The sequence below is a fragment of the Streptomyces sp. NBC_01142 genome (genome assembly GCF_026341125.1).
Lineage (GTDB): Bacteria > Actinomycetota > Actinomycetes > Streptomycetales > Streptomycetaceae > Streptomyces.
The window spans coordinates 1,529,355-1,554,542 of the sequence record NZ_JAPEOR010000001.1; the positions used below are offsets into that span (position 1 = coordinate 1,529,355).

The following is a 25,188-nucleotide window of genomic DNA, read 5'->3' on the forward strand; positions in this document are numbered from 1 at the left end:
TGTGAGCTTGCGCAGTAAGGTCGCCACCACCGCCGGGGCAGCCGCCCTTGCCTTCGCTGGAGTACTCGGGTCCGCCGGCCAGTCGTTTGCTGCATCGAACGGCCAGCAGATCCACTTCCACGACAGCAGCAGCGTCGCCTACTCCATCCGCATCCAGGGATACAACCAGAACGGCGATGTGGCATCGGGATGCTTCGGCACCCCGGGCAAGGACACCTGGATCGGGGGCTGGTGGTGGAAGGGGGAGGTCACCGTCACCTTCTACAAGAACAGCTCCTGCTCTTTCGCTGGATATTTCGGGGAGACGAACGCGTGGGTGCCCGCCTCGCAGAGCGGCGACTGGACGACCGTCTATTCCTGACCGCCGCATCACTCCCGTGGCGCCCTCTCGTGCAGTACGAGGGGCATCGGGTGTATCCGCGCAGGGCGATGACGCGAGGCGGGAGCAACTTGTGCCCAGGAGGTCTCCGGCCCTTGGGGTTCTGGCGACCGAAGGAGCGCTTGGGGTCGCCGGGAGCGAGCCGCGACTCCGCACGCGAGCGATCCTCTGAATGGCCGCGCAAACTCTTGTGCATTGAGCCGCTTACACCCTGACGTGATCCTGCTTCCCGCTGAGTGATCGCGAGCCGGCCCGACTACGGGGAGGGCGGGGGCTCCGGGTCGAGCAAGGAAATGTCGGCCGCATCACAACTGGTCACACCCGTCTGCCGCTTCGCGAGAGAGCCACGTGAACCGCCACGAGGCTCTCTCGCGTGACGGCCGAGCGGCCTCACGCATGGCCCGTTCGACGGGCCCCGTCCACAGATGGTCCACGGTCCACCGACGAAGCGGGGGTGACTCCTTGTGACGCGGTTGGGCACGCAGACCCGCCTCCGAGTGCTCTGATCGCCCGTGGTGGCACGACCGCGGGGCATCTTCAAGGCGAGTGGCGGTGCGACAGCCACAGGGACAGACAGAAGCCCGCTGTAAGCGCGCCGTGGCTCCCTATCCGGCTCCCCACAGCCGGTGAGTGCCGAGGGTGGGGTCTGTGACCTGGGCAGGGAGCCCCCGCCTCCATTACCTGCCGGGTAACGGACGGGCGGACGGGTCCTAGCGGACTGCGGTGAGCCCTTCGGGCCGGGACTCCTCCGCCTGCGGCTCCTCCGGCTGCGCCTCCGTGCCATGGGCCTCCGGCGCGCCGAACCAGGCCACCGCAACCGCGCCCGCCACCGCCAGTACGAAGCCGAGGATCGCCATCCAGGCGAAGCCCGTGCGCGAGGAGTCGCCCAGCCACAGCACGCCGATCATGCCCGGCAGCACGGTCTCGCCGACCACCAGCGCCGCCGTGGCGCCGTTCACCGAGCCGATCTGCAGCGCGACCGTGTGCAGGTACATGCCGCCGATGCCGGCCACCAGGATCGCGTACAGCGCCGGGTCCGAGAGCAGGGCGCCCAGGTCGAAGGGGTCGATGCCGTTCAGAATGCGTACGCCCACCCCCAGCGCGCCGAAGCCGAGGCCCGAGAGCAGGCCCGCCAGAATCGCGGCGCGTGCGCCGAGCAGACGGACGACGACTGTGCCGCCGACCATCAGCAGCAGCGAGATGGCCAGCAGCCACCAATGGGTGGCGATCGGGGTGTGGCCGCTGCCCTCCGGGCCTGCGGCCGTGGCCAGCAGGATCAGGGCCGAGCAGACGACGCCGATGGAGGTCCACTCGGCGCGGGTCAGCCGGATGCCGAGCAGCTTGACGCTCAGCACGGCCGTGACCACCAGGTTGGCGCTGATCACGGTCTGCGAGAGGAAGAGCGGGAGCAGGCGAGCCGCCAGCGCGCCGAGGCCGAACCCGACGAAGTCCAGGATCGTGCCGACGATGAACTCCCACGTCATCGCGGCCTTGGCGGTGGAGGACAGATTCGGCCCGCCGTGCTGGGTGACACCGGTCGCCGCCGACTCGCGCCGGGCGGACTTACGGGATCCGACGGCTTGCAGCACTGACCCCGTGCCGTAGCAGATCGAGGCGGCGACAGCGGTCAGTAGGCCGATGAGCACCAGGGGCTCCGTTCACGTGGGGGCAGTTTCGTTCCGACTGACTGCCAGACGTGAGTTCGGCCCCGGAAGTTGCTTTTGGGCGCGTACTGGTTGCTATGCGCGGCCCGCGAGCCGGCGCAGCGCCTGCGGGGCCTCCTCGACCGAGTCGACCAGCGCGATACGGGACTCCATCGGGCGGCCCGCCGCGAGGGACTGGAGGAGTGGCCAGGTGGGGAGCTTCTCCGTCCAGTGGGCGCGGTTGACGAGGACCATGGGGGTCGGCTCGCCGCGGGACTCGTAGTAGTTCGGGGTCGCGTTGTCGAATATCTCCTGGACGGTGCCGGCGGCACCGGGCAGGAAGATCACGCCCGCGTTGGAGCGGGCGAGGAGGCCGTCCTCGCGGGTGGCGTTGGCGAAGTACTTCGCGATGTGGCCGGCGAAGGCGTTCGGCGGCTCGTGGCCGTAGAACCAGGTGGGGATGCCTACGGAGTCGCCGCCGCCCGGCCAGCGGTCGCGCACCTCGAAGGCGGCGCCCGCCCAGTCGGAGATGGACGGGCTGAACGACGGTGACTTGGCGAGGAGTTCGAGCGACTCGTCCAGCATCTCGTCGGCGTGCGGGGCGGCGTACGCACCGAGGTTGGCGGCCTCCATGGCGCCCGGCCCGCCGCCGGTCGCGACGGTGAACCCGGCACGGGTCAATGCCCGGCCGAGGCGGGCGGCACCGGCGTACGCGTCCGTGCCGCGAGCCATCGCATGACCGCCCATCACGCCCACCACGCGGGCGCCGACGAGGAGTTCGTCCAGGGCGTCGGAGATGGCGTCGTCGTGGATCGAGCGCAGCATCGAGGCGAAGATGTCGCCGTCGGCCTTCGTCTCCTGGAACCAGGCGTAGGCGCGGGCGTCGGGGGTGGCGTCGTAGCCGCCGGGGGCGAGGCCTTCGAAGAGCTCGTCGGGGCAGTAGAGCAGCCCGCGGTAAGGGTCGAAGGGCAGGCCGGGGACGGGCGGAAAGACGAGCGCGCCGTCAGCACGGACTTTGGCGGCGGCGTCGGGCTGCATGGGGCAGCCGAGGAAGACGGCGCCGGTGGTGTCGCGGGACAGCAGGGCGAACGTACGCTCCGTCAGGTCGACGGACTGGACACGGTGCCCGACGAGTGAGCCGGCTGTGACGACGTGATCGAACTCCTCGAGGGTCTCGATCTCCCGGTCGTGGGTGTGCGCTTGCTGTCCATGTCCCTGAACCATGCGGCCACGATAGGCCCCTGGGTCGGAGGCGGTCCGAGCGGGGAGGGGAGGGCTCCCCCACCCCAACCCGCCCCTCCCCGGAACCGGGGCACTGCCCCGGACCCCCGTGCCCGGTCGGCCGCCCCGGGTCACCTGGAGAACGGGGCCGCCGCAAGGGTCGCCACCGACAGGGTCAGGGGGGTGAAAACCGTCAGCAGCGCTGCCGCGCGCAGGGCAGTTGCGTTGCGGAAGATCGCCGTGGGGGTGCCGATGCGGACCAGTGCCTCCGTCGTGTCGGCGCGGGCGTGCCTGGCCTCCAGGAGCGCGGTCAGCAGCGTTGCCGTTGTGCACGTGATGACCAGTGCCGCGCCCAGGCCGGTCAGGGGGCCGAAGGGGACCGGGTCCGGCGAGGGGCCCGACGAGGAGTACACGGCGGACGCGGTGATCGCGGCCGATGCGACCGCACACATCACGCCCAGCGGGCGGCCGATGCGGCGGGACTCCTCCATCAGGATGCGGCCCGCCAACAGGCGGGTGGCGCCCGGGCGGAGGGTCTGGAGGATGCGGCCGCAGAGATGGGTGATGCCCGGTCCCGCCATGGCCAGGCCCAGTGCCGTCAGGGCCCAGCCCGCCAGGACGCCGGCCGGGCTGCCCTCGGACTGGCCGGGGAGGGGGAGCGGTGTACCCGGGGCGCCACCGCTCGCGTACGTCTCCATGGCCAGGCCCGCCGCGGTCAGCGCGACGCCCCAGGGCAGTCCCGGCGGCGCCGCGGACGGGGCGGCCGGAGTCTCGGGCTCGGTGCCCGGCCTGGCCCGGCGCGGGCGCAGCGTCAGCGCGGCGGCTCCCGAGGCCAGCAGCGGCACCAGGGCGAGCAGGGTCAGCGCGGCCGCCAGCGGCAGCGGCTGGTCCGCGGCGAGCAGTTCGGCCTCCGCGCCGTCGAACGGCAGCCCCGTCAGATCGCCCCGCAGATGGAGGAAGAACAGCAGCGCGACCGAGCTGCCGAGAGTGCTGGCGACGGCGGTCGAGACCGCGGCGAGCACGGCGAGTCGTGCGGGGCCGAGGCCGACCGCCGAGAGGCCGCTACGCGGGCGCGTACTCGGGTCCGTACGGGCCACCGCCAGCGCGAAGTGCACCGTCGCTGCGAGCGGGATGAGACACCAGAGGAGACGCAGCGTCGAGGCGGTGGAGTCGTCGGGGTGAGCCAGCGCGTACGTCAGCGTGCACAGCAGCAGGAAACCGACCCCCGCCGACGCCGCCGCGACCATCAGCCGGCGCAGCAGGATCAGCGGGTGCGTTCCGCGGGCTAGACGGAGAGCGAGCACGCCGCTCGGCCTTCCGCATCTGCGGTGGCGAGAGAGCTGACGCGTCGGCCGTCGACGAGCGTGAGCGTACGGTCCGCCAGCGCCGCCACCTCCGCGTCGTGCGTGGCGAGGATGACGGTGATCCGGTGCGAACGGGCCGCGGCCGTCAGCGTACGCAGCACATGCGCCCGGTCGGCACGGTGCAGAGTTGCCGTCGGTTCGTCCGCGAAGAGCACCAACGGCGTGGTGACCAGGGCCCGCGCGGTGGCGACCCGCTGCTGCTGCGCCTGGAGCAGCGCATGCGGCCGCTTACGGGCGCACGCGCCGATGTCGAGCCGGTCCAGCCACTCCATCGCGGCGCTCTTCGCCGCCCGGTGCGACGCCCCGCGCAACAGCAGCGGCAGCGCCGCGTTCTCCCAGGCCGTCAGCTCCGGGACGAGCGTCGGCTCGGGGTCGATCCAGCCGAAGCGGTCGCGCCGCAGCCGCTCGCGCAGCAGCGGACTCAGCGTGTGCACGGGGGAGCTGTTGAACCACACCTCGCCCTGCTGCGCGACGAGCTGACCGGAAAGGCACCGCAGCAGCGTGGTCTTGCCGCTGCCGCGCGGCCCGTTCACGGCGAGGATCTCGCCCTCCCGTACACCCAGCGATACACCGACGAGTGCGGGCGAGCCGTTGTGGGAGTGGTGCAGGGAGCGTGCCCAGAGCACATCGTTGTCCGGCGGAGCCACCATGGCGTACACCTCGGTTCTGATCAGATTTCCCCCTCCCCCGTACGGGGGAACGAAGAGAGGGCCGATCGGTCACTCGGCACGCTAAGGATTCAGAACCGGGGTGTCGGGAAGCACACGGCCCGGGTGCACCCCATCCCACTCGGATGGCCGAATGAGTGAGGGGTGCCCCGGGCCGTCAGCCGTAAGCAACCAGCCGTGAACCTGCTGCGGCTAGAGCTTCGCCCAGGCCTCCGTGAGGACGCTGCGCAGGATTCCCTCGATCTCGTCGAAGGTCTCCTGCGTGGAGATCAGCGGCGGCGCCAGCTGGACGACCGGGTCGCCGCGGTCGTCGGCACGGCAGTAGAGGCCGTTGTCGTAGAGCGCCTTCGAGAGGAAGCCGTAGAGCACGCGCTCGGTCTCCTCGTCGGTGAAGGTCTCCTTGGTCGTCTTGTCCTTCACCAGCTCGATGCCGTAGAAGAAGCCGTTGCCGCGGACGTCGCCGACGATCGGCAGATCGTGCAGCTTCTTCAGGGTGTCGAAGAACGCGCCCTCGTTGTCGAGGACGTGCTGGTTGAGGCCTTCCTTCTCGAAGATGTCGAGGTTGGCCAGGCCCACGGCCGCGGAGACCGGGTGGCCGCCGAAGGTGTAGCCGTGCAGGAAGGTGTTGTCGCCCTTGTAGAACGGCTCGGCGAGGCGGTCGGAGATGATGCACGCGCCGATCGGGGAGTAGCCCGAGGTCATGCCCTTGGCGCAGGTGATCATGTCCGGTACGTAGCCGAACTTGTCGCAGGCGAACATCGTGCCGAGGCGGCCGAAGGCACAGATGACCTCGTCCGAGACGAGCAGCACGTCGTACTGGTCGCAGATCTCACGGACCCGCTGGAAGTACCCGGGCGGCGGCGGGAAGCAGCCGCCGGCGTTCTGCACCGGCTCCAGGAACACGGCCGCGACCGTATCCGCGCCCTCGAAGAGGATCTCCTGCTCGATCTGGTCGGCGGCCCAGCGGCCGAAGGCCTCGGGGTCGTCACCGTAAATCGGCGCGCGGTAGATGTTGGTGTTCGGCACCTTGTGCGCGCCCGGTACCAACGGCTCGAAGGGGGCCTTGAGGGCGGGCAGGCCGGTGATGGACAGGGCGCCCTGCGGGGTGCCGTGGTAGGCGACCGCACGCGAGATGACCTTGTACTTGGTGTGCTGGCCCTTGAGCTTGAAGTACTGCTTGGCCAGCTTCCAGGCGGTCTCGACCGCCTCACCGCCACCTGTGGTGAAGAAGACCTTGTTGAGGTCGCCGGGGGCGTGCTGCGCGAGCCGCTCGGCCAGCTCGACCGCCTTCGGGTGGGCGTAGGACCACACAGGGAAGAAGGCGAGCTCCTGAGCCTGCTTGTACGCGGTCTCGGCGAGCTCGTGACGGCCGTGACCGGCGTTGACGACGAACAGACCGGAGAGGCCGTCGAGGTAGCGCTTGCCCTTGTCGTCGAAGATGTAGGTGCCCTCACCGCGAACGATGGTGGGCACGGGGGAGTTCTCGTACGACGACATGCGGGTGAAGTGCATCCACAGGTGGTCGTAGGCGGTCTTTGAGAGGTCCTTGCTCACGGCTATCGGGTTCCCCACATGTAGGTCTGCTTCTTGAGCTTGAGGTAGACGAAGCTCTCGGTGGATCGCACACCGGGGAGCGCGCGTATCCGCTTGTTGATCACTTCGAGCAGGTGGTCGTCGTCCTCGCAGACGATCTCCACCATGAGGTCGAAGGAGCCCGCGGTCATCACCACGTACTCGCACTCGGCCATGGCTGTGAGCGCTTCGGCCACCGGGTCGACATCGCCCTCGACCCGGATGCCGACCATCGCCTGGCGCCGCAGACCCACGGTGAGGGGGTCGGTGACGGCGACGATCTGCATCACGTTCTGGTCGAGCAGCTTCTGGACGCGCTGCCGCACGGCCGCCTCGGACAGGCCCACGGCCTTGCCGATCGCGGCGTACGGGCGGCGCCCGTCCTCCTGGAGCTGTTCGATGATCGCGAGGGACACGGCGTCGATCGTCGGGGACGATGGGGACGAACCGCTTCCGGTTCTGGAGTCTGCGCTACGACTGGCCACGAGCTCACTCTGCACTGCGACTCGTCTGTCTCGCAAGCCTTGAGCGATGAAATTCGTCGTTCAGTGGTCCCGATCTCACTGAATCCGAAGTTGAGGGGGGTCGGGTCTGTCGAAAGCGTCACCAGAGCTATTAGGGTGGGGTGTCTCACCCATCGGACATCTGACAGGAGGGGTGGCAACAGTGACCACCGAGCTGCGTCGTCTGCGCAACTACATCAACGGGGAGTTCCGGGACGCCGCCGACGGGCGGACGATCGACGTCATCAACCCGGCCACCGGCGAGGTGTACGCCACGTCGCCGCTCTCCGGGCAGGCCGACGTCGACGCCGCCATGGACGCTGCCGCGGCCGCCTTCCCCGCCTGGCGCGACACGACCCCGGCCGAGCGCCAGAAGGTGCTGCTGAAGATCGCGGACGCGTTCGAGGAGCGGGCCGAGGACCTGGTCGCGGCCGAGTCGGAGAACACGGGCAAGCCGCTCGGGCTCACCCGTACCGAAGAGGTCCCGCCGATGGTGGACCAGATCCGTTTCTTCGCGGGTGCGGCGCGGATGCTCGAGGGCCGCTCGGCCGGCGAGTACATGGCGGGCTTCACCTCCATCGTGCGTCGCGAGCCGGTCGGCGTCTGCGCGCAGGTCGCGCCGTGGAACTACCCGATGATGATGGCCGTCTGGAAGTTCGCGCCGGCGCTGGCGGCGGGTAACACCGTCGTCATCAAGCCGTCCGACACGACGCCCGCGTCGACCGTGCTGATCGCCGAGATCATCGGCGCGATCGCGCCCAAGGGTGTCTTCAACGTCATCTGCGGCGACCGGGAGACCGGCCGTGCGATGGTCGAGCACCCGACGCCGGCGATGGCCTCCATCACCGGTTCCGTACGGGCCGGCATGCAGGTCGCCGAGTCCGCGGCCAAGGATGTCAAGCGCGTGCACCTCGAGCTGGGCGGCAAGGCGCCGGTCGTCGTCTTCGAGGACACCGACATCGCCAAGGCCGTCGAGGAAATCTCGGTGGCGGGGTACTTCAACGCCGGCCAGGACTGTACGGCCGCGACACGTGTCCTCGTGCACGAGTCGATCCACGACGAGTTCGTGACGGCGCTGGCGAAGGCCGCGTCCGACACCAAGACGGGCGCGCCGGACGACGAGGACGTGCTGTACGGCCCCCTCAACAACGCCAACCAGCTGAAGCAGGTCTCCGGCTTCATCGACCGGCTGCCGGCGCACGCCAAGGTCGAGGCCGGCGGCCACCAGGTCGGGGAGAAGGGCTACTTCTACGCCGCGACCGTCGTTTCGGGTCTGAAGCAGGACGACGAGATCATCCAGAACGAGGTCTTCGGCCCGGTGATCACGGTCCAGTCCTTCAACGAGGAGTCGCAGGCGGTGGAGTGGGCGAACGGCGTGGAGTTCGCGCTCGCGTCGTCGGTGTGGACGAAGAACCACGCACGGGCGATGCGGATGTCCAAGGCGCTGGACTTCGGCTGCGTCTGGATCAACACCCACATCGTGCTGGTGGCGGAGATGCCGCACGGCGGCTTCAAGAAGTCGGGCTACGGCAAGGACCTGTCGTCGTACGGCTTCGACGACTACACCCGCATCAAGCACGTGATGACGTCGCTCGACGGCTGACATCCGCCGGGATCGAGCGGGCAGCGAGCCGGTAGCCGGTAGCCGGTAGTACGAGTGCGGGGCGCGGGAGCATTTCCCGCGCCCCGCGCTCATGCAACGGGCGTTCTGTGCAGGGCCAGCAGCAGTCGCCAGACCTGGGCAGCCATCGCCTCGGGCGTGGCGTCGATCAGGCCGTGGAGCCAGTCCGCCAGGACGCCCGCGAACGTCGCCGCCACCGCCGAGGCGATCAGGTCCATGGCCGGTGCGCCCGCCAGTTCCCTTTCCCCGCGGCTGCGTTCGCGCAGTTCGCGGTGGAGCAGATCGCCCAGCGGGCCGCTCCCGCCCTCGCGCAGCAGGGTCCGGTAGAGCGCGGTGTGCGGAGCCAGCTCCGTGAAGAAGGCCGTCAGCGCGGGCGGTGGAGCGTCCGGGACCGGAATGCCGCGCCAGGCGTGCAGGGCCTCGACCGCATCCCGTACGACCTCCGCACAGGCGTCGACCGCCAGTGCCTGCAGGTCCGTGTAGTGCAGATAGAACGTGGCCCGGCCCAGACCCGCCCTGCGCACCAGCGCCGCCACGCTCACCTCTTCGAGCGGGCGCTGCGCGCACTCCTGAAGCAGCGCCTCGCGCAGCCGGGCCCGGGTGCGTTCCGCCCGCGGGTCGCTCATCCGGCGACCAGCACGGCCGCCAGTGCGAGCGCACCCGGCAGGGCCTGTGCCACCAGGATGCGGCGGTTCGCGGTGGCGCCGCCGTACAGCCCGGCGATCACCACGCAGCTGAGGAAGAAGACCTGTACCCGGCATCCGGTCGGGTCCGCGGCGATCAGGCCCCAGATGAGGCCCGCGGCGAGGAAGCCGTTGTACAGGCCCTGGTTCGCGGCGAGAGGGGCCGTCGCGCGGGCCATCTCCGCATCGAAGCCGGAGAGGCCGCGGCCGGGTCTGCGCTGCCACAGGAACATCTCCAGAACCAGGATGTACACGTGCAGCGCGGCCACCAGGCCGACCAGGACATGTGCCGTTGTGTTCATGACCGACCCTCGATTTTATGGACGCTTGTCCAGTAAGTATAGACACATGTCCATGATCGACAAGGTGTCGGCCGGGACGCGCAGCGGTCGACGCAGCGTCCATTGCTGTGGGTGCACACCTACCGGCATTCTGCGGACGTGCCAGCGATCCGGATGAACCCCATGTCCCGGCGGTCCCTGCTCCGTGCTCTCGGCGGTGGTGCGGCAGGGTTTGCACTCGCCGGCTGCGGCGTACCCGCAGCGTACGTACAGCCCGGAGACCGCGCCCGGCGCGATGTCTCGGCGCACGAGAGGACTCTCGACTTCGCCAACTGGCCGCTCTACATCGACACCGACGACGAGAACACCTCCCGCCGCCCCACCCTCGACGCCTTCACCGAACGCACCGGGATCTCCGTCCGCTACACCGAGGAGATCAACGACAACGACGAGTTCTTCGGGAAGATCAGCCCCGCGCTGATGAACCATCAGGAGACCGGGCGGGATCTGATCGTCGTCAGCGACTGGATGGCCGCCCGGTTCGTACGGCTCGGCTGGGTGCAGGAGATGGACCGCGCCAAGCAGCCCAATGTCGCCAGGTACCTCGACCCGCAACTGCGTTCGCCCGCCTTCGACGAGGGGCGGCTGCACAGCGTCCCCTGGCAGTCCGGAATCACCGGCATCGCGTACAACCGCAGGAAACTCGGCCGCGAGATCCGGCAGACCGGCGACCTGTGGGCGGACGATCTGCGCGGCAAGGTCACCCTGCTCTCCGGGCTCGACGAGTCCTTCGCGCTGCTGATGCAGGGCAACGGCGTCGATGTCACTCGCTGGACCGCGGACGACTTCCATGAGGTGTGCGAGCAGGTGGAGGAGCTGGCGCGGCGCAAACACATCAGGCGCTTCACCGGCAACGACTACATCAAGGACCTCTCCACCGGGGACGTACTGGCCTGTCAGGCGTACTCCGGAGACGTCATCCAGCTCCAGGCCGACAACCCGGACATTGAGTTCGTGGTGCCGGAGGAGGGGGCGGAGCTGTGGGCGGAGAGCCTGATGGTCCCCAACCTCGCCCGGCACAAGCGCAACGCCGAAGCGCTCGTCGACCACTACTACGAGCCCGCGGTCGCGGCCGAGCTCGCGGCCTGGGTCAACTATGTCTGCCCGGTGCCGGCCGCCCGTGACGTACTGGCCTCCGCCAAGGACGAGGAGACGGCCGCACTCGCCGAGGACCCGCTGATCTTCCCCGACGACGCGATGCGCAAGCGCCTCGCGATCGCCCGCGACATCACCGCCGAGGAGCGCGCGTCCTTCGCGAAGCGGTGGAATTCGATCGCCGGGCTGTAGCAGAATCGCGATCATGAACGACGACCGCGTGAACTCTGCTGTGACGTACGGGCTGTTGGCCGCATGGGCGCTGCACGACGCCGAGGAACTGGCGGCCGGTCCGCGCTGGATACGGGAGAACGTCCCCGTGCTCCGCTCGCGCTTCCCGGACGTTCCCGAGGGGGTGTGGCGCACCATGGAGTCGGTCGACGAGCGTGAATTCGCGGTCGCGGTGGGGGTGATGGCCACCATCGTCGGCGCGGCCGCCGTCGCCGGCCGGCGCACGGGCGGCCGGTCCGCCTTCTACCAGGGCGCGCTGAACGGATTCGGGCTGCACGGCCTCGTCCATCTCGCCCAGGCCGCGGCGGTACGCGGCTACACACCGGGCTCGGCGACCTCGCCGCTCATCGTGGTGCCGTTCACGCTCTGGGCGCGGGGCCGGCTGCGGCGCGCCGGCGTCCTGCGGCCCGCTCGGGCACGCGACGCGGCGGCCGGTCTGGCGCTGGCCGCAGGCGCCACCATCGTCTCGCACCTGGTCGCCCGCAAGGTCACCGGGGCCCGGTAAAGAGGGCGTAAACGCGGGCGTACGCTGCGGATATGAGCGAGCGAAGCGCCCTCTTGCGGCACATACGCGTGTGGTTGGTCCTCTTCATCGTCTGTCTGGTGCTGAGTGGGCTGACCGCCTTCCCGCTGGTGAGCGAAATGCGCTGGCTGGAAGATCTGCTGAAGTCCTCCGCCTCGCCCGCGCCCGAGCACTTCCCGGGGCTGATGGAGTGGATCGAGCGGGTACGGGAAGGGCTGGACGCCACCGACGAGAAGTACCCGTTCGTGCTGTACGGCACGGACTGGCTGGCCTTTGCGCATCTGGTGATCGCGGTCGCCTTCTACGGCCCGTACCGCGATCCCGTACGCAACATCTGGGTCATCGAGTTCGGGATGATCGCCTGCGCGGGGATCATCCCGCTCGCCCTGATCTGCGGGCCGATCCGCGGGATCCCCTTCTGGTGGTCGGTCATCGACATGTCGTTCGGGGTCTTCGGAGTGATCCCGCTGTACGTCGTGCGCCGCAAGATCAAGCGGCTGGAGGCGCTGACGGAGGCTGCGGCGACGGAACCGGTCGCCGCAGCCGTACAGCCCACCTCCGCCGGGTAGCCCACCTCCGCGGGGTAGCCGGCCTCTGCTGGGTGGCCCACCTCCGCCGGGTGGCCGACCTCCGCCGTGCAGTCCTGGTCAGCCGGTGACGCGGTCCGGCTCCGGAGTCCAGCCGGATTCCGGTGCGTCGGCCCCGCCGGGTTCCGGCTGTCGGTCCTGCCGGGCTCCGGCGCGGCGGAAGGTGTCTCAGGCCGGGTCAGGGGTGCCGAATGCCGCGAAGACGAGGCCGAGCACGACCTTGTTCCTGTCGGCGCCCTTCGCATCGGTGGAGTTGACGCTGTACACAAGGGTGCGGGACAGATCGCGGGTGCCGCCGATGCCCGCGTTGTAGCCCCAGCGGCCTCCGGTCTTGCCCCAGACCCGGCGGCCGCCCAGCTGCCAGGATGTCAGGCCCACGCTGTAGATCGCGGGCTCGCCCTTGAGATCGGTCACCCGTGCCGGAGGCAGCGTGAACATCTCCTCCAGCAGCGGTCCGCGCACCACCCGCCCGCGGAACAGCGCGTGGGTGAACCGCTCCAGGTCGGCGGTGGTGGAGATGATGTCGCCCGCGGCCCAGCCGTCGGTGGGGCTCCACACACTCACATCGCGCAGACCGGTGGTGCCGTCCGACAGCTTCATCTTCTGGTAGCCGCGGTTGTGCGGGCCGTGGATCCGGGGGTCGGTGCCGGGGAAGGAGGTGCCGCGCAGACCGAGAGGCCCGATGATGCGGCGGGCGACCTCGTTCTCGTACGAGTGGCCCGTGACCTTCTCGATCAGCAGCCCGGCCACCGTGTAGCCGATGTTGCTGTAGTTCTGCTTCGTGCCGGCGGGGAACAGCTCCCTTTTCGCCGTCGCGGAGGCGACCATCTCGCGGGGCGTGAAGACCTGGAAGCGGTTGGCGTACCAGTCCTCCACGGTCTTCCCGGGGAAGTCGGGGGTGGGCAGGCCGCTGGTGTGGTTCAGCAGCTGGCGCACGGTGACCTTCTCGTACGCCGCCGGGATCAGCTCCGGCAGATAGGTGCGGACCGGGCGGTCGAGGCCGACCTTCCTCTCGGCGGCGAGCTGAAGCACCACGGCGGAGGTGAAGACCTTGGTCACCGAGCCGGCCCGGAACCGGGCATGCGGGTCGGCCTTGCGGCCGGACGGGAGGTCGTGGACGCCCGTGCTGCCGCGCCAGCTGCCCTCCGTGCCGCCGACCCGGGCCAGGGCGGCAGTCGCGTCGGCATTCGGCAGCGCGGCGATCGCGGCGTCCAGGGCGTCACTGTCCGGGGCCCGGTGCCCGGTCGTGAGGGAGGCAAGGGCAGGAGCGTCGGCGAAGGCGGGGGCCGCCGGCCCCGCCACTGCGAGAACCAGGGCGGCGGCAAGGACGGTACGGGTACGGGCGTTCATGGTGGTGAGCCTCCTGGGCGTGGAATGCGTAACTGCCGGCGCACTCCATCCTGTTGATCAGAAGGCTTCGGCGGATCACCGGAGCGAGCGGTCCTCGCCCGTCGGTTTCCTCCCCTGCGCGGGGGAGACGAGGGCGGCGTCTCCCTCCGCGGAGGGAGCGATCAGCCCGGTCTCGTACGCACAGATGACCGCCTGGATACGGTCGCGCAGCCCCAGCTTGGCCAGCACATTGCCCACATGGGTCTTCACCGTGTGCTCGCTGACGACCAGCGCGGCCGCGATCTCCGCATTGGACAGGCCGCGCGCCAGATGCAGCAGCGTCTCGCGTTCGCGGGCGGTCAGCAGGCCCAGCAGGCCGAGCCGGGCGGAGGGCTGATGGGCGGAGGGCAGGCGGACTGCTGCCGGGCGCGCGGTGTAGTCGGCGATCAGACGGCGCGCCACGGAGGGCGCCAGCAATGAGTCGCCGGCCGACACCACCCGTACCGCATGCACCAGATCGTCGCGGCGTACATCCTTGAGCAGAAAACCGCTCGCGCCCGCGTGCAGCGCCTCGTACACGTACTCGTCGGAGTCGAAGGTGGTCAGCATGACCGCACGGCAGCCGCTCTCGGCGCAGATGGTGCGGCAGGCCTCGATGCCGTCCGTGCCCGGCATCCGGATGTCCAGAAGCGCCACGTCCGGGGCCAGCCTGCGCACCGCGTCCACCGCCTGCGCGCCGTCCCCGGCCTCGGCGACCACCTCGATGTCCGGCTGTGCGTCCAGGATCATCGCGAAGCCGCTGCGTACCAGCTCCTGGTCGTCGGCCACCACCACACGGATCGTCAATTCCCCACCTCCAGCGGCGAGGTTACTAGCGGCAGCCTGACACGGACGCGGAAGCCCCGGCCGCCCGGACCGGGGCCGGTGTCGGCCGTGCCGCCGTGCGCGGCAGCGCGCTCCCGGATGCCGATCAGACCGTGACCCTGACCCTGACCCTGACCCTGGCTCCGGCCCTGGCTCTGGCTCTGGGCGTGGCTGTCACGGTCGGCGGCCGTGATGCCGGGGCCGCGCCCGTCGTCGGTGACCGTGAGCATCAACTCCTCATTCCCGTACGTCAGTTGTACGGTCACCGCACTCGCGGACGCGTGCTTGACCACATTCGTCAGCGCCTCCTGGACCACCCGGAAGACCGTGGCCTCGGTGTCCATCGGCAGTGGGCGGGCGCGTCCGGCGGTTTCGTACGAGACCCGCAGGCCGCTTCCCGCCACCCGCTCCACCAGCGCGGGCAGTTCGGCCAGTGCGGGCTGAGGCTCCCGCGGGGCGTCCGGAGGAGCGCCGTCCTCCCGCAGTACGCCGAGAAGCCGCCGCAGCTGCACCATCGCGTCCCGGCCGGTCTCCGAGATCGAGTCGAAGGCGGCCTCGGCGCGCTCGGGTGCGCTGCGGATGGCGACGGGGCCCGCCTCCGCCTGGACGATCATGATGCTGACCGCGTGCGAGAGGATGTCGTGCATCTCGCGGGCGATACGGGCGCGTTCACGGGCCGCCGCCTGCTCGGCCTCGATCCGGTGGGTCCGCTCCAGCTGGGCGGCCCGGTCCTCCACGGCGCGGGTGTACGCCTGCCGGGTATGGGTCAGCCGGCCCAGAACATACGCGGCGGTGAAGACGATGAGCGAGAACAGCAGCTCCCGTACCTCGCCCGAATTCCACCGGACCGAGGGGAAGACGCTCGCGATCACCAGCCCGCCCGCGATCTGGCGCCTGGGTGACGGCGACAGGGTGGCGATGGTGTAGAGGGCGACCAGGCCGACGTACGGAAGGGTCTGGCCGGGGCCGTCGATCGCGCATACGTAGAGAAGCTGCGCCGCTCCGACGGCCAGGAGCACGCCGACGGGTGCCCTGCGGCGCCAGATCAGCGGCACCACGGTGAGCGTGGTCAGCAGATACGCGACGAGTGTCGCGTCCGGCATGCCGGGCTGACGGGGGATGAGCCAGGGAACGGTCATCACCGCCTGCACCAGCAGCGCGACACCGATGTCCAGGACCCGGGGCCGGGCGCTGACGGCGCGGCGCATGTCCGTCAGTTGCCCGCGAGGCACCGCTCTGCGTGGCACCTCTCTGCGAGGCACGTGTCCGTGACGCGTCTGTCTGTCGGACACCTGTCTGTGGGGCGCTTCTCCGTCAGCCATCTGTCCGCCGCTCCTCCGGTGCCGGAGTGTGGCTGCCATCATGGCGCAACGATCAAGAAGCCTTGCCCGCGGGGGCGTTGAGCGAAGCAAGAAGTACGCCGGACAGCGCATCCACCCGGTTGGTGGTGATCGAGTCGACGCCGAACCCGATCAGCCGGCGCATGGTGCGCCGGGTGTCGGCCGTCCAGGCCGAAACCAGAAGCCCGTCCCGGTGGAGGCGGTCCGTCAGCTCCCGGCCGACCAGGCCGAAACGGTAGTTGAGCCAGCGGGCCCCCACCGCCTCCAGCAGCGCGGGGCGGGGCGGCGCCGCCGTCGTCCAGGTCATCGCGAGCTCGGCGGACGGATCGGCGGCGCGGACGGCGAGCATGGTGGCGGGGCCCGCGCAGTAGTACACGCGCTCGCTCGCCCCGCACTCGCGGACCGCGGCGACCACCGTCCGTACCGACTGCTGCGAAGCCCCGGGCAGATCGATCATCACGCGGTGCTCCCCGACCGCGAGCAGCGCCTCGTGCAGCGTCGGGACCCCGCCGCCGGTCAGCGCCCGGACCTGCGCGCGGGTGAGTTCGGCGAGTGGCCGGTCGTGACCCCACAGCCGCTTCAGCGAGGCGTCGTGCAGCAGCACGGGCTCGCCGTCGCGGGTGAGGCGTACATCGATCTCGACCGCGTCCGCGCCCCGCTCGATCGCCGAACGGAGCGAGGGCAGGGTGTTCTCGCGGATACGGTACGGATCGCCGCGGTGACCCACGACAGTGACGGTGCGCATGGGCCTGTTGCCGGCGCCGGTCAGCGGGCCGCGAGCCACGCGGTGGTGTACGCGTCGATCTCCGCGGCAATCCGCGCCTTGCCTGCCGCGTCGAGGAACGACGCCTCGACGGCGTTCTTGGCGAGTTCGGCGAGGCCGCGTTCGTCCAGCTCCAGCAGCCGGGCGGCGACCGCGTACTCGTTGTTGAGGTCGCTGCCGAACATCGGCGGGTCGTCGCTGTTGATGGTCACCAGCACACCGGCAGCGACCATCTCCTTGATCGGGTGCTGGTCGATGTCGGTGACGGCGCGGGTCGCGATGTTCGAGGTGGGGCAGACCTCCAGCGGAATCCGATGCTCTGCGAGGTACGCCAGCAGCGCCGGGTCCTGCGTCGCGCTGGTGCCGTGACCGATGCGCTCGGCGCCCAGTTCGTTCAGCGCGTCCCAGATGGTCTGCGGACCGGTCGTCTCGCCGGCGTGCGGCACGGAGTGCAGCCCCGCGGCGATCGCCCGGTCGAAGTAGGGCTTGAACTGCGGGCGCGGCACACCGATCTCGGGACCGCCCAGACCGAAGGAGACCAGGCCCTCGGGGTGCAGATCCACCGCGAGGCGGGCGGTCTCCTCCGCGGCCTCGAGCCCGGCCTCGCCGGGGATGTCGAAGCACCAGCGCAGTACGACCCCGAGCTCGGCCTCGGCCGCCCTGCGGGCGTCCTCGATCGCCGCCATGAAGGACTTCTCCTCGATGCCGCGGCGGGTCGAGCTGAAGGGCGTGATGGTCAGCTCGGCATACCGGATGTTCTGCCGGGCCATGTCACGGGCGACCTCGAAGGTGAGCAGCCGTACGTCCTCCGGCGTGCGGATCAGGTCCACGACGGAGAGGTAGACGTCGATGAAGTGCGCGAAGTCGGTGAAGGTGAAGTAGTCGGCGATCGCCTCGGGATCGGTCGGAACCTTCGAGTCCGGGTGACGGGCCGCCAGTTCGGCGACGATGCGCGGGGATGCGGAACCGACATGGTGCACATGCAGTTCGGCTTTGGGAAGCCCCGCGATGAAGGGGTGCAGATCGGTCATCGGGGTCCTCCGTGTGCAAGGGGCCGTTCGGGTCAGGGATCATCGTAGGCGGCCCGGTCCGGCAGGGGGCACTGGCCGTAGCATGACCGAACCACCGATGGGGGAGAACCATGCCAGACAACCAGGCCCAGCCGTCCGGCGGGCCGGAGCCGCGCGACCCGTGGGCTCCGCCGGAGAGCAGCTCCGGCAGCTCCGGCGCACAGAACAAGGTGCCGCTCGACAAGCCCGCTGCCACGCCGCACCCGCACGTGCACGACCAGCAGACGGTCACCTCGATACCCGGCGTCGGAAGCGGTCCCGACACGGGCGCCGTGCCGCCGCCCCCGATAGCCCCGGGCGGACCGGCCCAGCCCGCCGCCGGTCCTTACGGCTACCCCGCGGCCCCGGCCACCCCCCAGTCCGCGTCCGGTGCGTACGGTCCCGCCACCGGCGCCGATCCGTACGGCAGCGGCTACCCCGGCTACCCCGGATACCAGGGCTACACCCAGCCCGGCTGGCAGGCCGGCCCCGCGAACGGCATGGGCATCACCGCGATGGTGCTCGGCATCCTCTCCGTCTGCCTGTTCTGCCTGTACGGAGTGGTCGCGATCGTCCTGGGCGTGCTCGCCCTGATCTTCGGCATCATCGGCAGGAAGCGCGCCCAGCGGGGCGAGGCCACCAACGGCGGCATGGCCCTGGCCGGCATCATCCTCGGCACCATCGGCATCGTCATCGGAGCGATCGTCATCGTCCTGATCGCCTGGGGGATCACCACGGCGATCAACGAGGAGAACAAGAAGGACAGCGAAAGCGACTACGACACCTACTCCAACTCCCTGGTCGTCGACGTCACTCGCTAGCCGTCACTCGCCAGCCGTCACCTGCCGGCCGCAGAGCGGGCCGCCGCCCGCTGACCGTCACCGTCCGGCCACCGGCCACCGGCTGCTAGCCGGCGACCGCCGGCCGCAGCGGCTCCCGCGCCCGCAGCTCCTCACGTGCCTCCATCAGCGCGAACCCCAGCAGATTGAGCCCGCGCCAGCGCGCGGGATCCTGTGCCCGCTCGTCGTCCGCGGCCAGCCCGATGCCCCAGATGAGGTCCAGCGGGCTGGCCTCGACGAGCACCCGGTCCCCCGTGGCCAGCAGAAAGCCGCGCAGCGCGGGATCCTGCCCGAACTTGTGCACACTGCCCGAGCGCACGATGGCGAGCCGTTCGCGCTTCCATATCGTCTCGTCGAAGCCGCGCACCAGCCGCCCTGCCTTCTTGGCCGCCGCCGGACTGTCCGCATCGACCGCCGCCCGCTCGGCTTCCGCATCGCCGAAAAGCCGCGCCTTGGACGCCATCATCCAGTGCTCCGCGGTGGCATAACGCACGCCGTCGACCACGAACGGTGACGGCCACCACTGGCTGAGGCAGCTCGCGTCGAGCCTGTCCTCGCGGCGCGGCGTATGGCCCCAGAAGAGCAGATACTTGATTCGATTCCCGCTGCTGACCCGGTTCATCAGTTCTTCCATCCCCATGCACGCGAGTCTGGCATTCACCACTGACACTCCGTACGGCTATCTGCCGGACGACGCGACACATGGTCGACCGATTCCGTTGCGTAACCAAAAGGCAACAACGGAATCACTTGTTGAGGAAGTCGCGCTCTGCCAGGATCGGCACTCAAATCGAGCTGGAACAACGGAGAGCGTCATGGGCAACCGCTTCCAGGTGCAGCACCGCTTCGCGGACGGCGCACAGTACATCGGCGGGCAGCTGCGGCCCGGCACATCAGGACGTACGCAGGACATCGTGAACCCCGCGACCGGCGAAACGGTCCACACCTACGAGCTGGCCGGCACCGCGGACGTGGACGCGGCCGTGGCCGCGGCCCGAGAGGCCTTCCCCGGCTGGGCGGGCGCCACCCCGGGCGAGCGCTCCGACGCCCTGCACAGCTTCGCGTCCGTACTCGCGGGCCAGGCGGCCGACCTCGCGGAGGCCGAGTCCCTGCAGTGCGGCAAACCCATCAAGCTCACCACCGAGTTCGACGTGCCGGGCACCATCGACAACACCGCGTTCTTCGCCGGTGCCGCCCGTCATCTCCAGGGGCAGTCCGCGGGTGAGTACAGCGGCGACCACACCTCCTACGTACGCCGGGAGCCGATCGGTGTCGTCGGCTCCATCGCCCCCTGGAACTACCCGCTCCAGATGGCCGCCTGGAAGGTCCTGCCGGCCATCGCCGCAGGCAACACCATCGTGCTCAAGCCCGCCGAGATCACCCCGCTCACCTCGCTGATGTTCGCCCAGGCGGCGAAGGAGGCCGGGATCCCCGACGGCGTCGTCAATGTCATCAGCGGCGCGGGCAAGGACGCGGGCGAACATCTCGTCGGCCACCCCGATGTCGCCATGACCTCCTTCACCGGCTCCACCCCCGTCGGCAGGCGCGTCGCCGAGATCGCCACCGCCACCGTCAAGCGACTCCACCTGGAACTCGGCGGCAAGGCTCCCTTCCTGGTCTTCGACGACGCCGACCTCGAGGCCGCCGTGCACGGCGCGGTCGCGGGATCGCTCATCAACACCGGCCAGGACTGCACCGCCGCCACCCGCGCCTATGTCCAGCGGCCCCTGTACGACGCCTTCGTCAGCAACGTCGCCGACCTGATGGCGACCGTCCGCCTCGGCGACCCCTTCGATCCGTCCACCGACCTCGGCCCGCTCGTCTCGCACCTCCAGCGCGACCGGGTGGCGGGCTTCGTCGACCGGGCGCGCGCCTACGCCACCGTCGTCACCGGCGGCGAAGCGCCCCAGGGAAAGCTCAAGGACGGCGCGTACTACCTCCCCACCCTGGTCGCCGGCGCCGCCCAGGACAGCGAGATCGTCCAGTCCGAGATCTTCGGGCCGGTCCTGGTCGTCGTCCCCTTCGACTCCGACGACGAAGGCATCGCGCTCGCCAACGACACCCCCTACGGCCTCGCCGCCTCCGCCTGGAGCCGCGACGTCTACCGCGCCAACCGCGCCACCCGCGAGATCAAGGCGGGCTGCGTCTGGGTCAACGACCACATCCCGATCATCAGCGAGATGCCGCACGGCGGCTACAAGGCCTCCGGCTTCGGAAAGGACATGTCGGTGTACTCCTTCGAGGAGTACACGCAGGTCAAGCATGTGATGTACGACAACACGGCGGTGGTCCGCAAGGACTGGCACCGCACGATCTTCGGGGACCGCTAGCACCGCATCCACTCGCGGCCACCGCCGCGCGGCCGCCCGACCAGCGGCCACCATCCCGAAAGGGCACAGCTCATGGATCAGAACGAGCCGGACGGCCTGTCCGCAGCCCAGCTGGCGGCGATGCGCCGCAGCCTGACGAACGGCCGGGGTGCCCTCTCCCGCCGTTCACTGCTGCGCGCGTCGGGTGTCGGCGCGCTGACGGTCGGCGGCGCCGGAGTACTGAGCGGCTGCGGGATCCCGCCCGCCAAGCGGGAGGGCGACGCAGCCGCCTCGAACGACCACTCGGACCAGGAGAAGCAGATCAACTTCTCCAACTGGACCGAGTACATGGACATCAGCGAGGACGGGAAGACCCGGCCCACCCTGGCGGCGTTCACCAAACGCACCGGGATCAAGGTCAGGTACACCGAGGACATCAACGACAACGTCGAGTTCTTCGGCAAGATCCAGCCGCAGCTCGCGGCGGGCCAGGACACCGGCCGTGACCTGATCAATGTCACGGACTGGCTGGCGGCCCGGATGATCCGGCTCGGCTGGGTGCAGAAACTCGACGCGTCGCTCCTCCCGCACGCGTACGCCAACCTCTCGCCCCAGTTCCGCAGCCCGGACTGGGACCCGGGGCGTGCCTACTCGTACCCCTGGACCGGAATTCCGGCCGTCATCGCCTACAACATCAAGGCCACCGGCGGCCGCAAGGTCGACTCCGTCACCCAGCTCCTGGACGACCCCACCCTCAAGGGCCGGGTCAGTTTCCTCACCGAGATGCGCGACACGGTCGGCCTGACCCTGCTCGACCTGGGCAAGGACCCCGCCAAGGTCAACGACGCCGACTACGACGCCGCCATCAACCGGCTCCAGAAGGGCGTCGACAAGAAGCAGATACGCCGCTTCACCGGCAACGACTACACCTCGGACCTGGACAAGGGCGACATCGCCGCCTGCGTCGCCTGGGCCGGTGACCTCATCCAGCTCCAGGTCGACAACCCGGACATCAGATACGCGATCCCTGCTGCCGGCTTCATGACAGCCACCGACAATCTGCTGGTCCCGGCGCAGGCACGGCACCAGAAGAACGCCACCCGGCTGATCGACTACTACTACGAACTCCCCGTCGCCGCGCAGCTCGCCGCGTACATCAACTACGTGTGCCCGGTCGCGGGCGTCGGCGCCGAACTCGCCAAGATCGACCCCAAGCTGGCCAAGAACCCGCTGATCCTCCCGGGCGAGGCCATGGCCGCCAAGTCCCACTCCTTCCGCTCGCTCTCCTCCGAGGAAGAGACGGCATACGAAGAGAAGTTCGCCAAGCTCATCGGCGCCTGACCTCCCCCTCCCCCGACACCACTGGGACCGCGACCCATGACTGAAAAGACAGAGGGCGGCGATGTCCGCCTCTCCGGGATCAGCAAGACCTACGGCTCCTTCACGGCCGTGCAGCCTCTCGATCTGACCGTCCCGCAGGGCTCCTTCTTCGCCCTGCTCGGCGCGTCCGGCTGCGGAAAGACCACCACGCTGCGGATGATCGCCGGCCTGGAGGATCCCACCTCCGGCAGCGTCTTCCTCGGCGACAAGGACGTCACCGACCTGCCGCCGTACAAGCGCCCGGTCAACACCGTCTTCCAGTCGTACGCGCTCTTCCCGCACCTCGACATCTACGAGAACGTCGCGTTCGGGCTGCGCCGCCGCGGCATCAAGTCGGTGAAGAAGCAGGTCGGCGAGATGCTCGACCTCGTGGAGCTCGGTGACTTCGCCAAGCGCAAGCCGCACCAGCTCTCCGGCGGCCAGCAGCAGCGCGTCGCCGTCGCCCGCGCGCTCATCAACCACCCCCAGGTGCTCCTCCTCGACGAGCCCCTCGGCGCCCTCGACCTCAAACTGCGCCGCCAGATGCAGCTGGAGCTCAAGCGCATCCAGACCGAGGTCGGCATCACCTTCGTCCATGTCACCCACGACCAGGAGGAGGCCATGACCATGGCCGACACGGTCGCGGTGATGAACGCCGGCCGTGTCGAGCAGCTGGGCGCGCCCGCCGATCTCTACGAGAACCCGCAGACGACCTTTGTCGCCAACTTCCTGGGCACCTCCAACCTCATCGAGGCCGAGGTCGTCGAGAACAGCGGTGGCGAAGTGGTCGTCACGGCCGCCGACGCCAAGCTCCGGCTGCCTGCCGAACGCTGTGCCACACAACCCCGGACCGGCGGAAAGCTGCTGGTCGGCGTACGCCCGGAGAAGATCTCCCTGGCGTACGCGGAAGACGCGGGCACCATCGCCGGCGGCCGCAACCGGTTCACCGGCACGATCGCCGACTCCAGCTTCATCGGCGTCTCCACCCAGTTCGTCATCGACAGCCCGGTCTGTCCGGAGCTCGAGGTGTACGTACAGAACATCGAGCGGGACCCGCGCCTCGTCCCGGGCGCCGAGGTCGTCCTGCACTGGAACCCCGAGCACACCTTCGGGCTCGACGCCGCTCAGGACATCGACGCCGGTGTGGAGACGGTCGAGGTGACGCCGTGACCGTCACCGAGGCGCCCGCCCCGCCCGCCTCCGGGCCGCCGGTCGTCCACAAGAAGTCCGTCCGCCGCCGACTGGTCCCGTACTGGCTGCTGCTGCCCGGCATTCTGTGGCTGGTGGTCTTCTTCGCGCTGCCGCTGGTCTACCAGGCCTCGACCTCCGTGCAGACCGGCTCGCTCGAGGACGGCTTCAAGGTCACCTGGCACTTCCAGACCTACTGGGACGCGATCACCGAGTACTACCCGCAGTTCCTGCGCTCGCTGCTCTACGCCGGCACCGCCACGATCCTGTGTCTGCTGCTCGGCTACCCGCTCGCGTATCTGATCGCGTTCAAGGCGGGCCGCTGGCGCAATGTGCTCCTGGTCCTGGTCCTGGCACCGTTCTTCACCAGCTTCCTGATCCGTACGCTCGCCTGGAAGACGATCCTCGCCGACGGCGGACCGGTGGTGGAGGTCCTCAACACCATCGGCTTCCTGGACGTCACCAGCTGGCTCGGGATGACCGAGGGCGACCGGGTGCTGGCCACCCCGCTCGCGGTGGTCACCGGTCTGACGTACAACTTCCTGCCGTTCATGATTCTGCCGCTGTACACCTCGCTGGAGCGGATCGACCCCCGCCTCCACGAAGCGTCAGGCGACCTGTACGCGAAGCCGTCGACCACCTTCCGCAAGGTGACCTTCCCGCTGTCCATGCCGGGCGTCGTCTCCGGCACGCTGCTGACCTTCATCCCGGCCAGCGGCGACTACGTCAATGCCGAACTCCTCGGCTCCACGGACACCAGGATGGTCGGCAACGTCATCCAGTCGCAGTTCCTGCGGGTGCTCGACTACCCGACAGCAGCCGCGCTGTCCTTCATTCTCATGGCGGTCGTGCTGATCATGGTGACCGTCTACATCCGCCGGGCCGGGACGGAGGATCTCGTCTGATGCGTTGGATACGGCGCAACCTCGTGGTCATCGCGGGCTTGCTCACGCTCGCGTACATGATCCTGCCGAACATCGTCGTGATGGTGTTCTCGTTCAACAAGCCGGCCGGGCGCTTCAACTACACCTGGCAGCAGTTCTCCACCGACGCCTGGAAGGACCCGTGCGGCGTCGCCGACATGTGCGGCTCGCTCGTCCTCTCCCTCCAGATCGCCTTCTGGGCGACCGTCGGAGCGACCGTGCTCGGCTCGATGATCGCCTTCGCGCTGGTCCGTTACCGCTTCCGGGCGCGTGGCGCGATCAACTCGCTGATCTTCCTGCCGATGGCGATGCCCGAGGTCGTCATGGCCGCCTCACTGCTGACGCTCTTCCTCAACCTGGGTGCGCAGCTGGGCTTCATGACCATCCTCATCGCGCACACCATGTTCTGCCTCAGCTTCGTCGTGGTGGCGGTCAAGGCGCGTGTGCTGTCGATGGACCCCCGGCTCGAAGAGGCCGCGCGCGATCTGTACGCCGGACCGGTGCAGACCTTCGTACGCGTCACGCTGCCGATCGCCGCACCCGGTATCGCCGCCGGTGCGATGCTCGCGTTCGCGCTCTCGTTCGACGACTTCATCATCACCAACTTCAACTCGGGCAACACCGTCACCTTCCCCATGTTCGTGTGGGGTTCGGCCCAGCGCGGTACGCCCGTCCAGATCAACGTCATCGGTACGGCCATGTTCGCCATCGCCGTACTGATCGTGGTGGCCGGCCAGGCCATCAGCAACCGGCGCAAGCGCATCGCACAGCCCAAGTAAGCACGCAGGTCCCGA

The 25,188-nt window shown here is 69.5% G+C and carries 25 protein-coding genes; 11 read left to right on the forward strand and 14 right to left on the reverse strand.

Annotated features, from left to right (window positions below; all coding sequences use genetic code 11):
- The first annotated feature begins 1 nt into the window (after nt 1).
- On the forward strand, nt 2–361 hold the full coding sequence (locus tag OG883_RS07205; RefSeq protein WP_266536510.1) for a hypothetical protein: 360 nt from the start codon (nt 2–4) through the stop codon (nt 359–361).
- A 728-nt stretch (nt 362–1,089) separates the two neighbouring features.
- Here OG883_RS07205 and OG883_RS07210 read toward each other — a convergent pair.
- From OG883_RS07210 to OG883_RS07235, 6 genes are all read right to left on the reverse strand, one after another.
- On the reverse strand, nt 1,090–2,025 hold the full coding sequence (locus OG883_RS07210; RefSeq protein WP_266536512.1) for a hypothetical protein: 936 nt from the start codon (nt 2,023–2,025) through the stop codon (nt 1,090–1,092).
- Between the two features lie 93 nt (nt 2,026–2,118).
- The gene (locus OG883_RS07215) at nt 2,119–3,246 is read right to left on the reverse strand and encodes an LOG family protein (RefSeq protein ID WP_266536515.1); all 1,128 of its coding nucleotides are present in this window, start codon (nt 3,244–3,246) and stop codon (nt 2,119–2,121) included.
- Between the two features lie 128 nt (nt 3,247–3,374).
- Nucleotides 3,375–4,547: a hypothetical protein gene (locus OG883_RS07220; protein ID WP_266536517.1), complete on the reverse strand. Its 1,173-nt coding sequence runs from the start codon at nt 4,545–4,547 to the stop codon at nt 3,375–3,377.
- Nucleotides 4,529–5,257: an ABC transporter ATP-binding protein gene (locus OG883_RS07225; RefSeq protein ID WP_266536520.1), complete on the reverse strand. Its 729-nt coding sequence runs from the start codon at nt 5,255–5,257 to the stop codon at nt 4,529–4,531. Before OG883_RS07225 ends, OG883_RS07220 begins: the two co-directional genes overlap by 19 nt.
- Before the next feature lie 210 nt (nt 5,258–5,467).
- A complete protein-coding gene (locus tag OG883_RS07230; protein WP_266536523.1) occupies nt 5,468–6,847 on the reverse strand; it encodes an aspartate aminotransferase family protein in 1,380 nt (459 codons plus the stop codon).
- Nucleotides 6,832–7,347 carry an Lrp/AsnC family transcriptional regulator gene (locus OG883_RS07235; RefSeq protein ID WP_266536526.1) on the reverse strand — a complete coding sequence of 172 codons (516 nt, stop codon included), beginning with the start codon at nt 7,345–7,347 and terminating at the stop codon, nt 6,832–6,834. Before OG883_RS07235 ends, OG883_RS07230 begins: the two co-directional genes overlap by 16 nt.
- A gap of 166 nt (nt 7,348–7,513) precedes the next feature.
- Here OG883_RS07235 and OG883_RS07240 point away from each other — a divergent pair, with 166 nt between their 5' ends.
- Nucleotides 7,514–8,953, forward strand: a complete 1,440-nt coding sequence (locus OG883_RS07240; protein ID WP_266541323.1) for a gamma-aminobutyraldehyde dehydrogenase — start codon at nt 7,514–7,516, stop codon at nt 8,951–8,953.
- An 89-nt stretch (nt 8,954–9,042) separates the two neighbouring features.
- Here OG883_RS07240 and OG883_RS07245 read toward each other — a convergent pair whose 3' ends face one another.
- On the reverse strand, nt 9,043–9,597 hold the full coding sequence (locus OG883_RS07245; protein WP_266536529.1) for a TetR/AcrR family transcriptional regulator: 555 nt from the start codon (nt 9,595–9,597) through the stop codon (nt 9,043–9,045).
- Nucleotides 9,594–9,956: a DUF1304 domain-containing protein gene (locus tag OG883_RS07250; protein ID WP_266536532.1), complete on the reverse strand. Its 363-nt coding sequence runs from the start codon at nt 9,954–9,956 to the stop codon at nt 9,594–9,596. Before OG883_RS07250 ends, OG883_RS07245 begins: the two co-directional genes overlap by 4 nt.
- A 162-nt stretch (nt 9,957–10,118) precedes the next feature.
- Here OG883_RS07250 and OG883_RS07255 point away from each other — a divergent pair, with 162 nt between their 5' ends.
- Genes OG883_RS07255 through OG883_RS07265 form a run of 3 tightly spaced genes read left to right on the forward strand, consistent with a single transcriptional unit; the run spans nt 10,119 to nt 12,413 of the window.
- Nucleotides 10,119–11,282 carry a spermidine/putrescine ABC transporter substrate-binding protein gene (locus OG883_RS07255; RefSeq protein WP_266541325.1) on the forward strand — a complete coding sequence of 388 codons (1,164 nt, stop codon included), beginning with the start codon at nt 10,119–10,121 and terminating at the stop codon, nt 11,280–11,282.
- Nucleotides 11,283–11,295: 13 nt separating this feature from the next.
- Nucleotides 11,296–11,826 carry an HXXEE domain-containing protein gene (locus OG883_RS07260; RefSeq protein WP_266536535.1) on the forward strand — a complete coding sequence of 177 codons (531 nt, stop codon included), beginning with the start codon at nt 11,296–11,298 and terminating at the stop codon, nt 11,824–11,826.
- A 32-nt stretch (nt 11,827–11,858) separates the two neighbouring features.
- Complete coding sequence (locus OG883_RS07265; protein WP_266536537.1) at nt 11,859–12,413, forward strand: hypothetical protein; 555 nt, start codon at nt 11,859–11,861, stop codon at nt 12,411–12,413.
- Nucleotides 12,414–12,599: 186 nt separating this feature from the next.
- Here the strand turns inward: OG883_RS07265 and OG883_RS07270 are convergent, their stop codons facing one another.
- The 5 genes from OG883_RS07270 to OG883_RS07290 all read right to left on the reverse strand — a co-directional run bounded on the left by OG883_RS07270 (nt 12,600) and on the right by OG883_RS07290 (nt 17,758).
- Nucleotides 12,600–13,781, reverse strand: coding sequence for a serine hydrolase (locus OG883_RS07270; RefSeq protein WP_266536539.1), 1,182 nt, complete (start codon nt 13,779–13,781; stop codon nt 12,600–12,602).
- Nucleotides 13,782–13,856: 75 nt separating this feature from the next.
- Complete coding sequence (locus OG883_RS07275; RefSeq protein WP_266536540.1) at nt 13,857–14,606, reverse strand: response regulator transcription factor; 750 nt, start codon at nt 14,604–14,606, stop codon at nt 13,857–13,859.
- Nucleotides 14,603–15,832: a sensor histidine kinase gene (locus OG883_RS07280; protein WP_266541327.1), complete on the reverse strand. Its 1,230-nt coding sequence runs from the start codon at nt 15,830–15,832 to the stop codon at nt 14,603–14,605. Before OG883_RS07280 ends, OG883_RS07275 begins: the two co-directional genes overlap by 4 nt.
- Nucleotides 15,833–15,998: 166 nt before the next feature.
- A complete protein-coding gene (locus OG883_RS07285; protein ID WP_266536543.1) occupies nt 15,999–16,709 on the reverse strand; it encodes a glycerophosphodiester phosphodiesterase in 711 nt (236 codons plus the stop codon).
- Nucleotides 16,710–16,729: 20 nt separating this feature from the next.
- Nucleotides 16,730–17,758, reverse strand: a complete 1,029-nt coding sequence (locus tag OG883_RS07290; RefSeq protein WP_266536552.1) for an adenosine deaminase — start codon at nt 17,756–17,758, stop codon at nt 16,730–16,732.
- Nucleotides 17,759–17,868: 110 nt separating this feature from the next.
- On the opposite strand from OG883_RS07290, the gene OG883_RS07295 reads away from it, so the two are divergent.
- Entirely contained in the window at nt 17,869–18,597 is a 729-nt protein-coding gene (locus tag OG883_RS07295; protein ID WP_266536565.1) for a DUF4190 domain-containing protein, read from the forward strand.
- An 85-nt stretch (nt 18,598–18,682) separates the two neighbouring features.
- Here OG883_RS07295 and OG883_RS07300 read toward each other — a convergent pair whose 3' ends face one another.
- Nucleotides 18,683–19,255 carry an NADAR family protein gene (locus OG883_RS07300; protein WP_266536567.1) on the reverse strand — a complete coding sequence of 191 codons (573 nt, stop codon included), beginning with the start codon at nt 19,253–19,255 and terminating at the stop codon, nt 18,683–18,685.
- A 175-nt stretch (nt 19,256–19,430) separates the two neighbouring features.
- On the opposite strand from OG883_RS07300, the gene OG883_RS07305 reads away from it, so the two are divergent.
- From OG883_RS07305 to OG883_RS07325, 5 genes are all read left to right on the forward strand, one after another.
- Entirely contained in the window at nt 19,431–20,945 is a 1,515-nt protein-coding gene (locus OG883_RS07305; RefSeq protein ID WP_266536569.1) for a gamma-aminobutyraldehyde dehydrogenase, read from the forward strand.
- A 72-nt stretch (nt 20,946–21,017) separates the two neighbouring features.
- Nucleotides 21,018–22,265, forward strand: coding sequence for a spermidine/putrescine ABC transporter substrate-binding protein (locus tag OG883_RS07310; protein WP_266536571.1), 1,248 nt, complete (start codon nt 21,018–21,020; stop codon nt 22,263–22,265).
- Nucleotides 22,266–22,301: 36 nt separating this feature from the next.
- Complete coding sequence (locus tag OG883_RS07315) at nt 22,302–23,453, forward strand: ABC transporter ATP-binding protein (protein WP_266536573.1); 1,152 nt, start codon at nt 22,302–22,304, stop codon at nt 23,451–23,453.
- Nucleotides 23,450–24,376, forward strand: a complete 927-nt coding sequence (locus OG883_RS07320; RefSeq protein WP_266536574.1) for an ABC transporter permease — start codon at nt 23,450–23,452, stop codon at nt 24,374–24,376. Before OG883_RS07315 ends, OG883_RS07320 begins: the two co-directional genes overlap by 4 nt.
- The gene (locus tag OG883_RS07325; protein WP_266536576.1) at nt 24,376–25,173 is read left to right on the forward strand and encodes an ABC transporter permease; all 798 of its coding nucleotides are present in this window, start codon (nt 24,376–24,378) and stop codon (nt 25,171–25,173) included. Before OG883_RS07320 ends, OG883_RS07325 begins: the two co-directional genes overlap by 1 nt.
- Nucleotides 25,174–25,188: the final 15 nt, after the last annotated feature.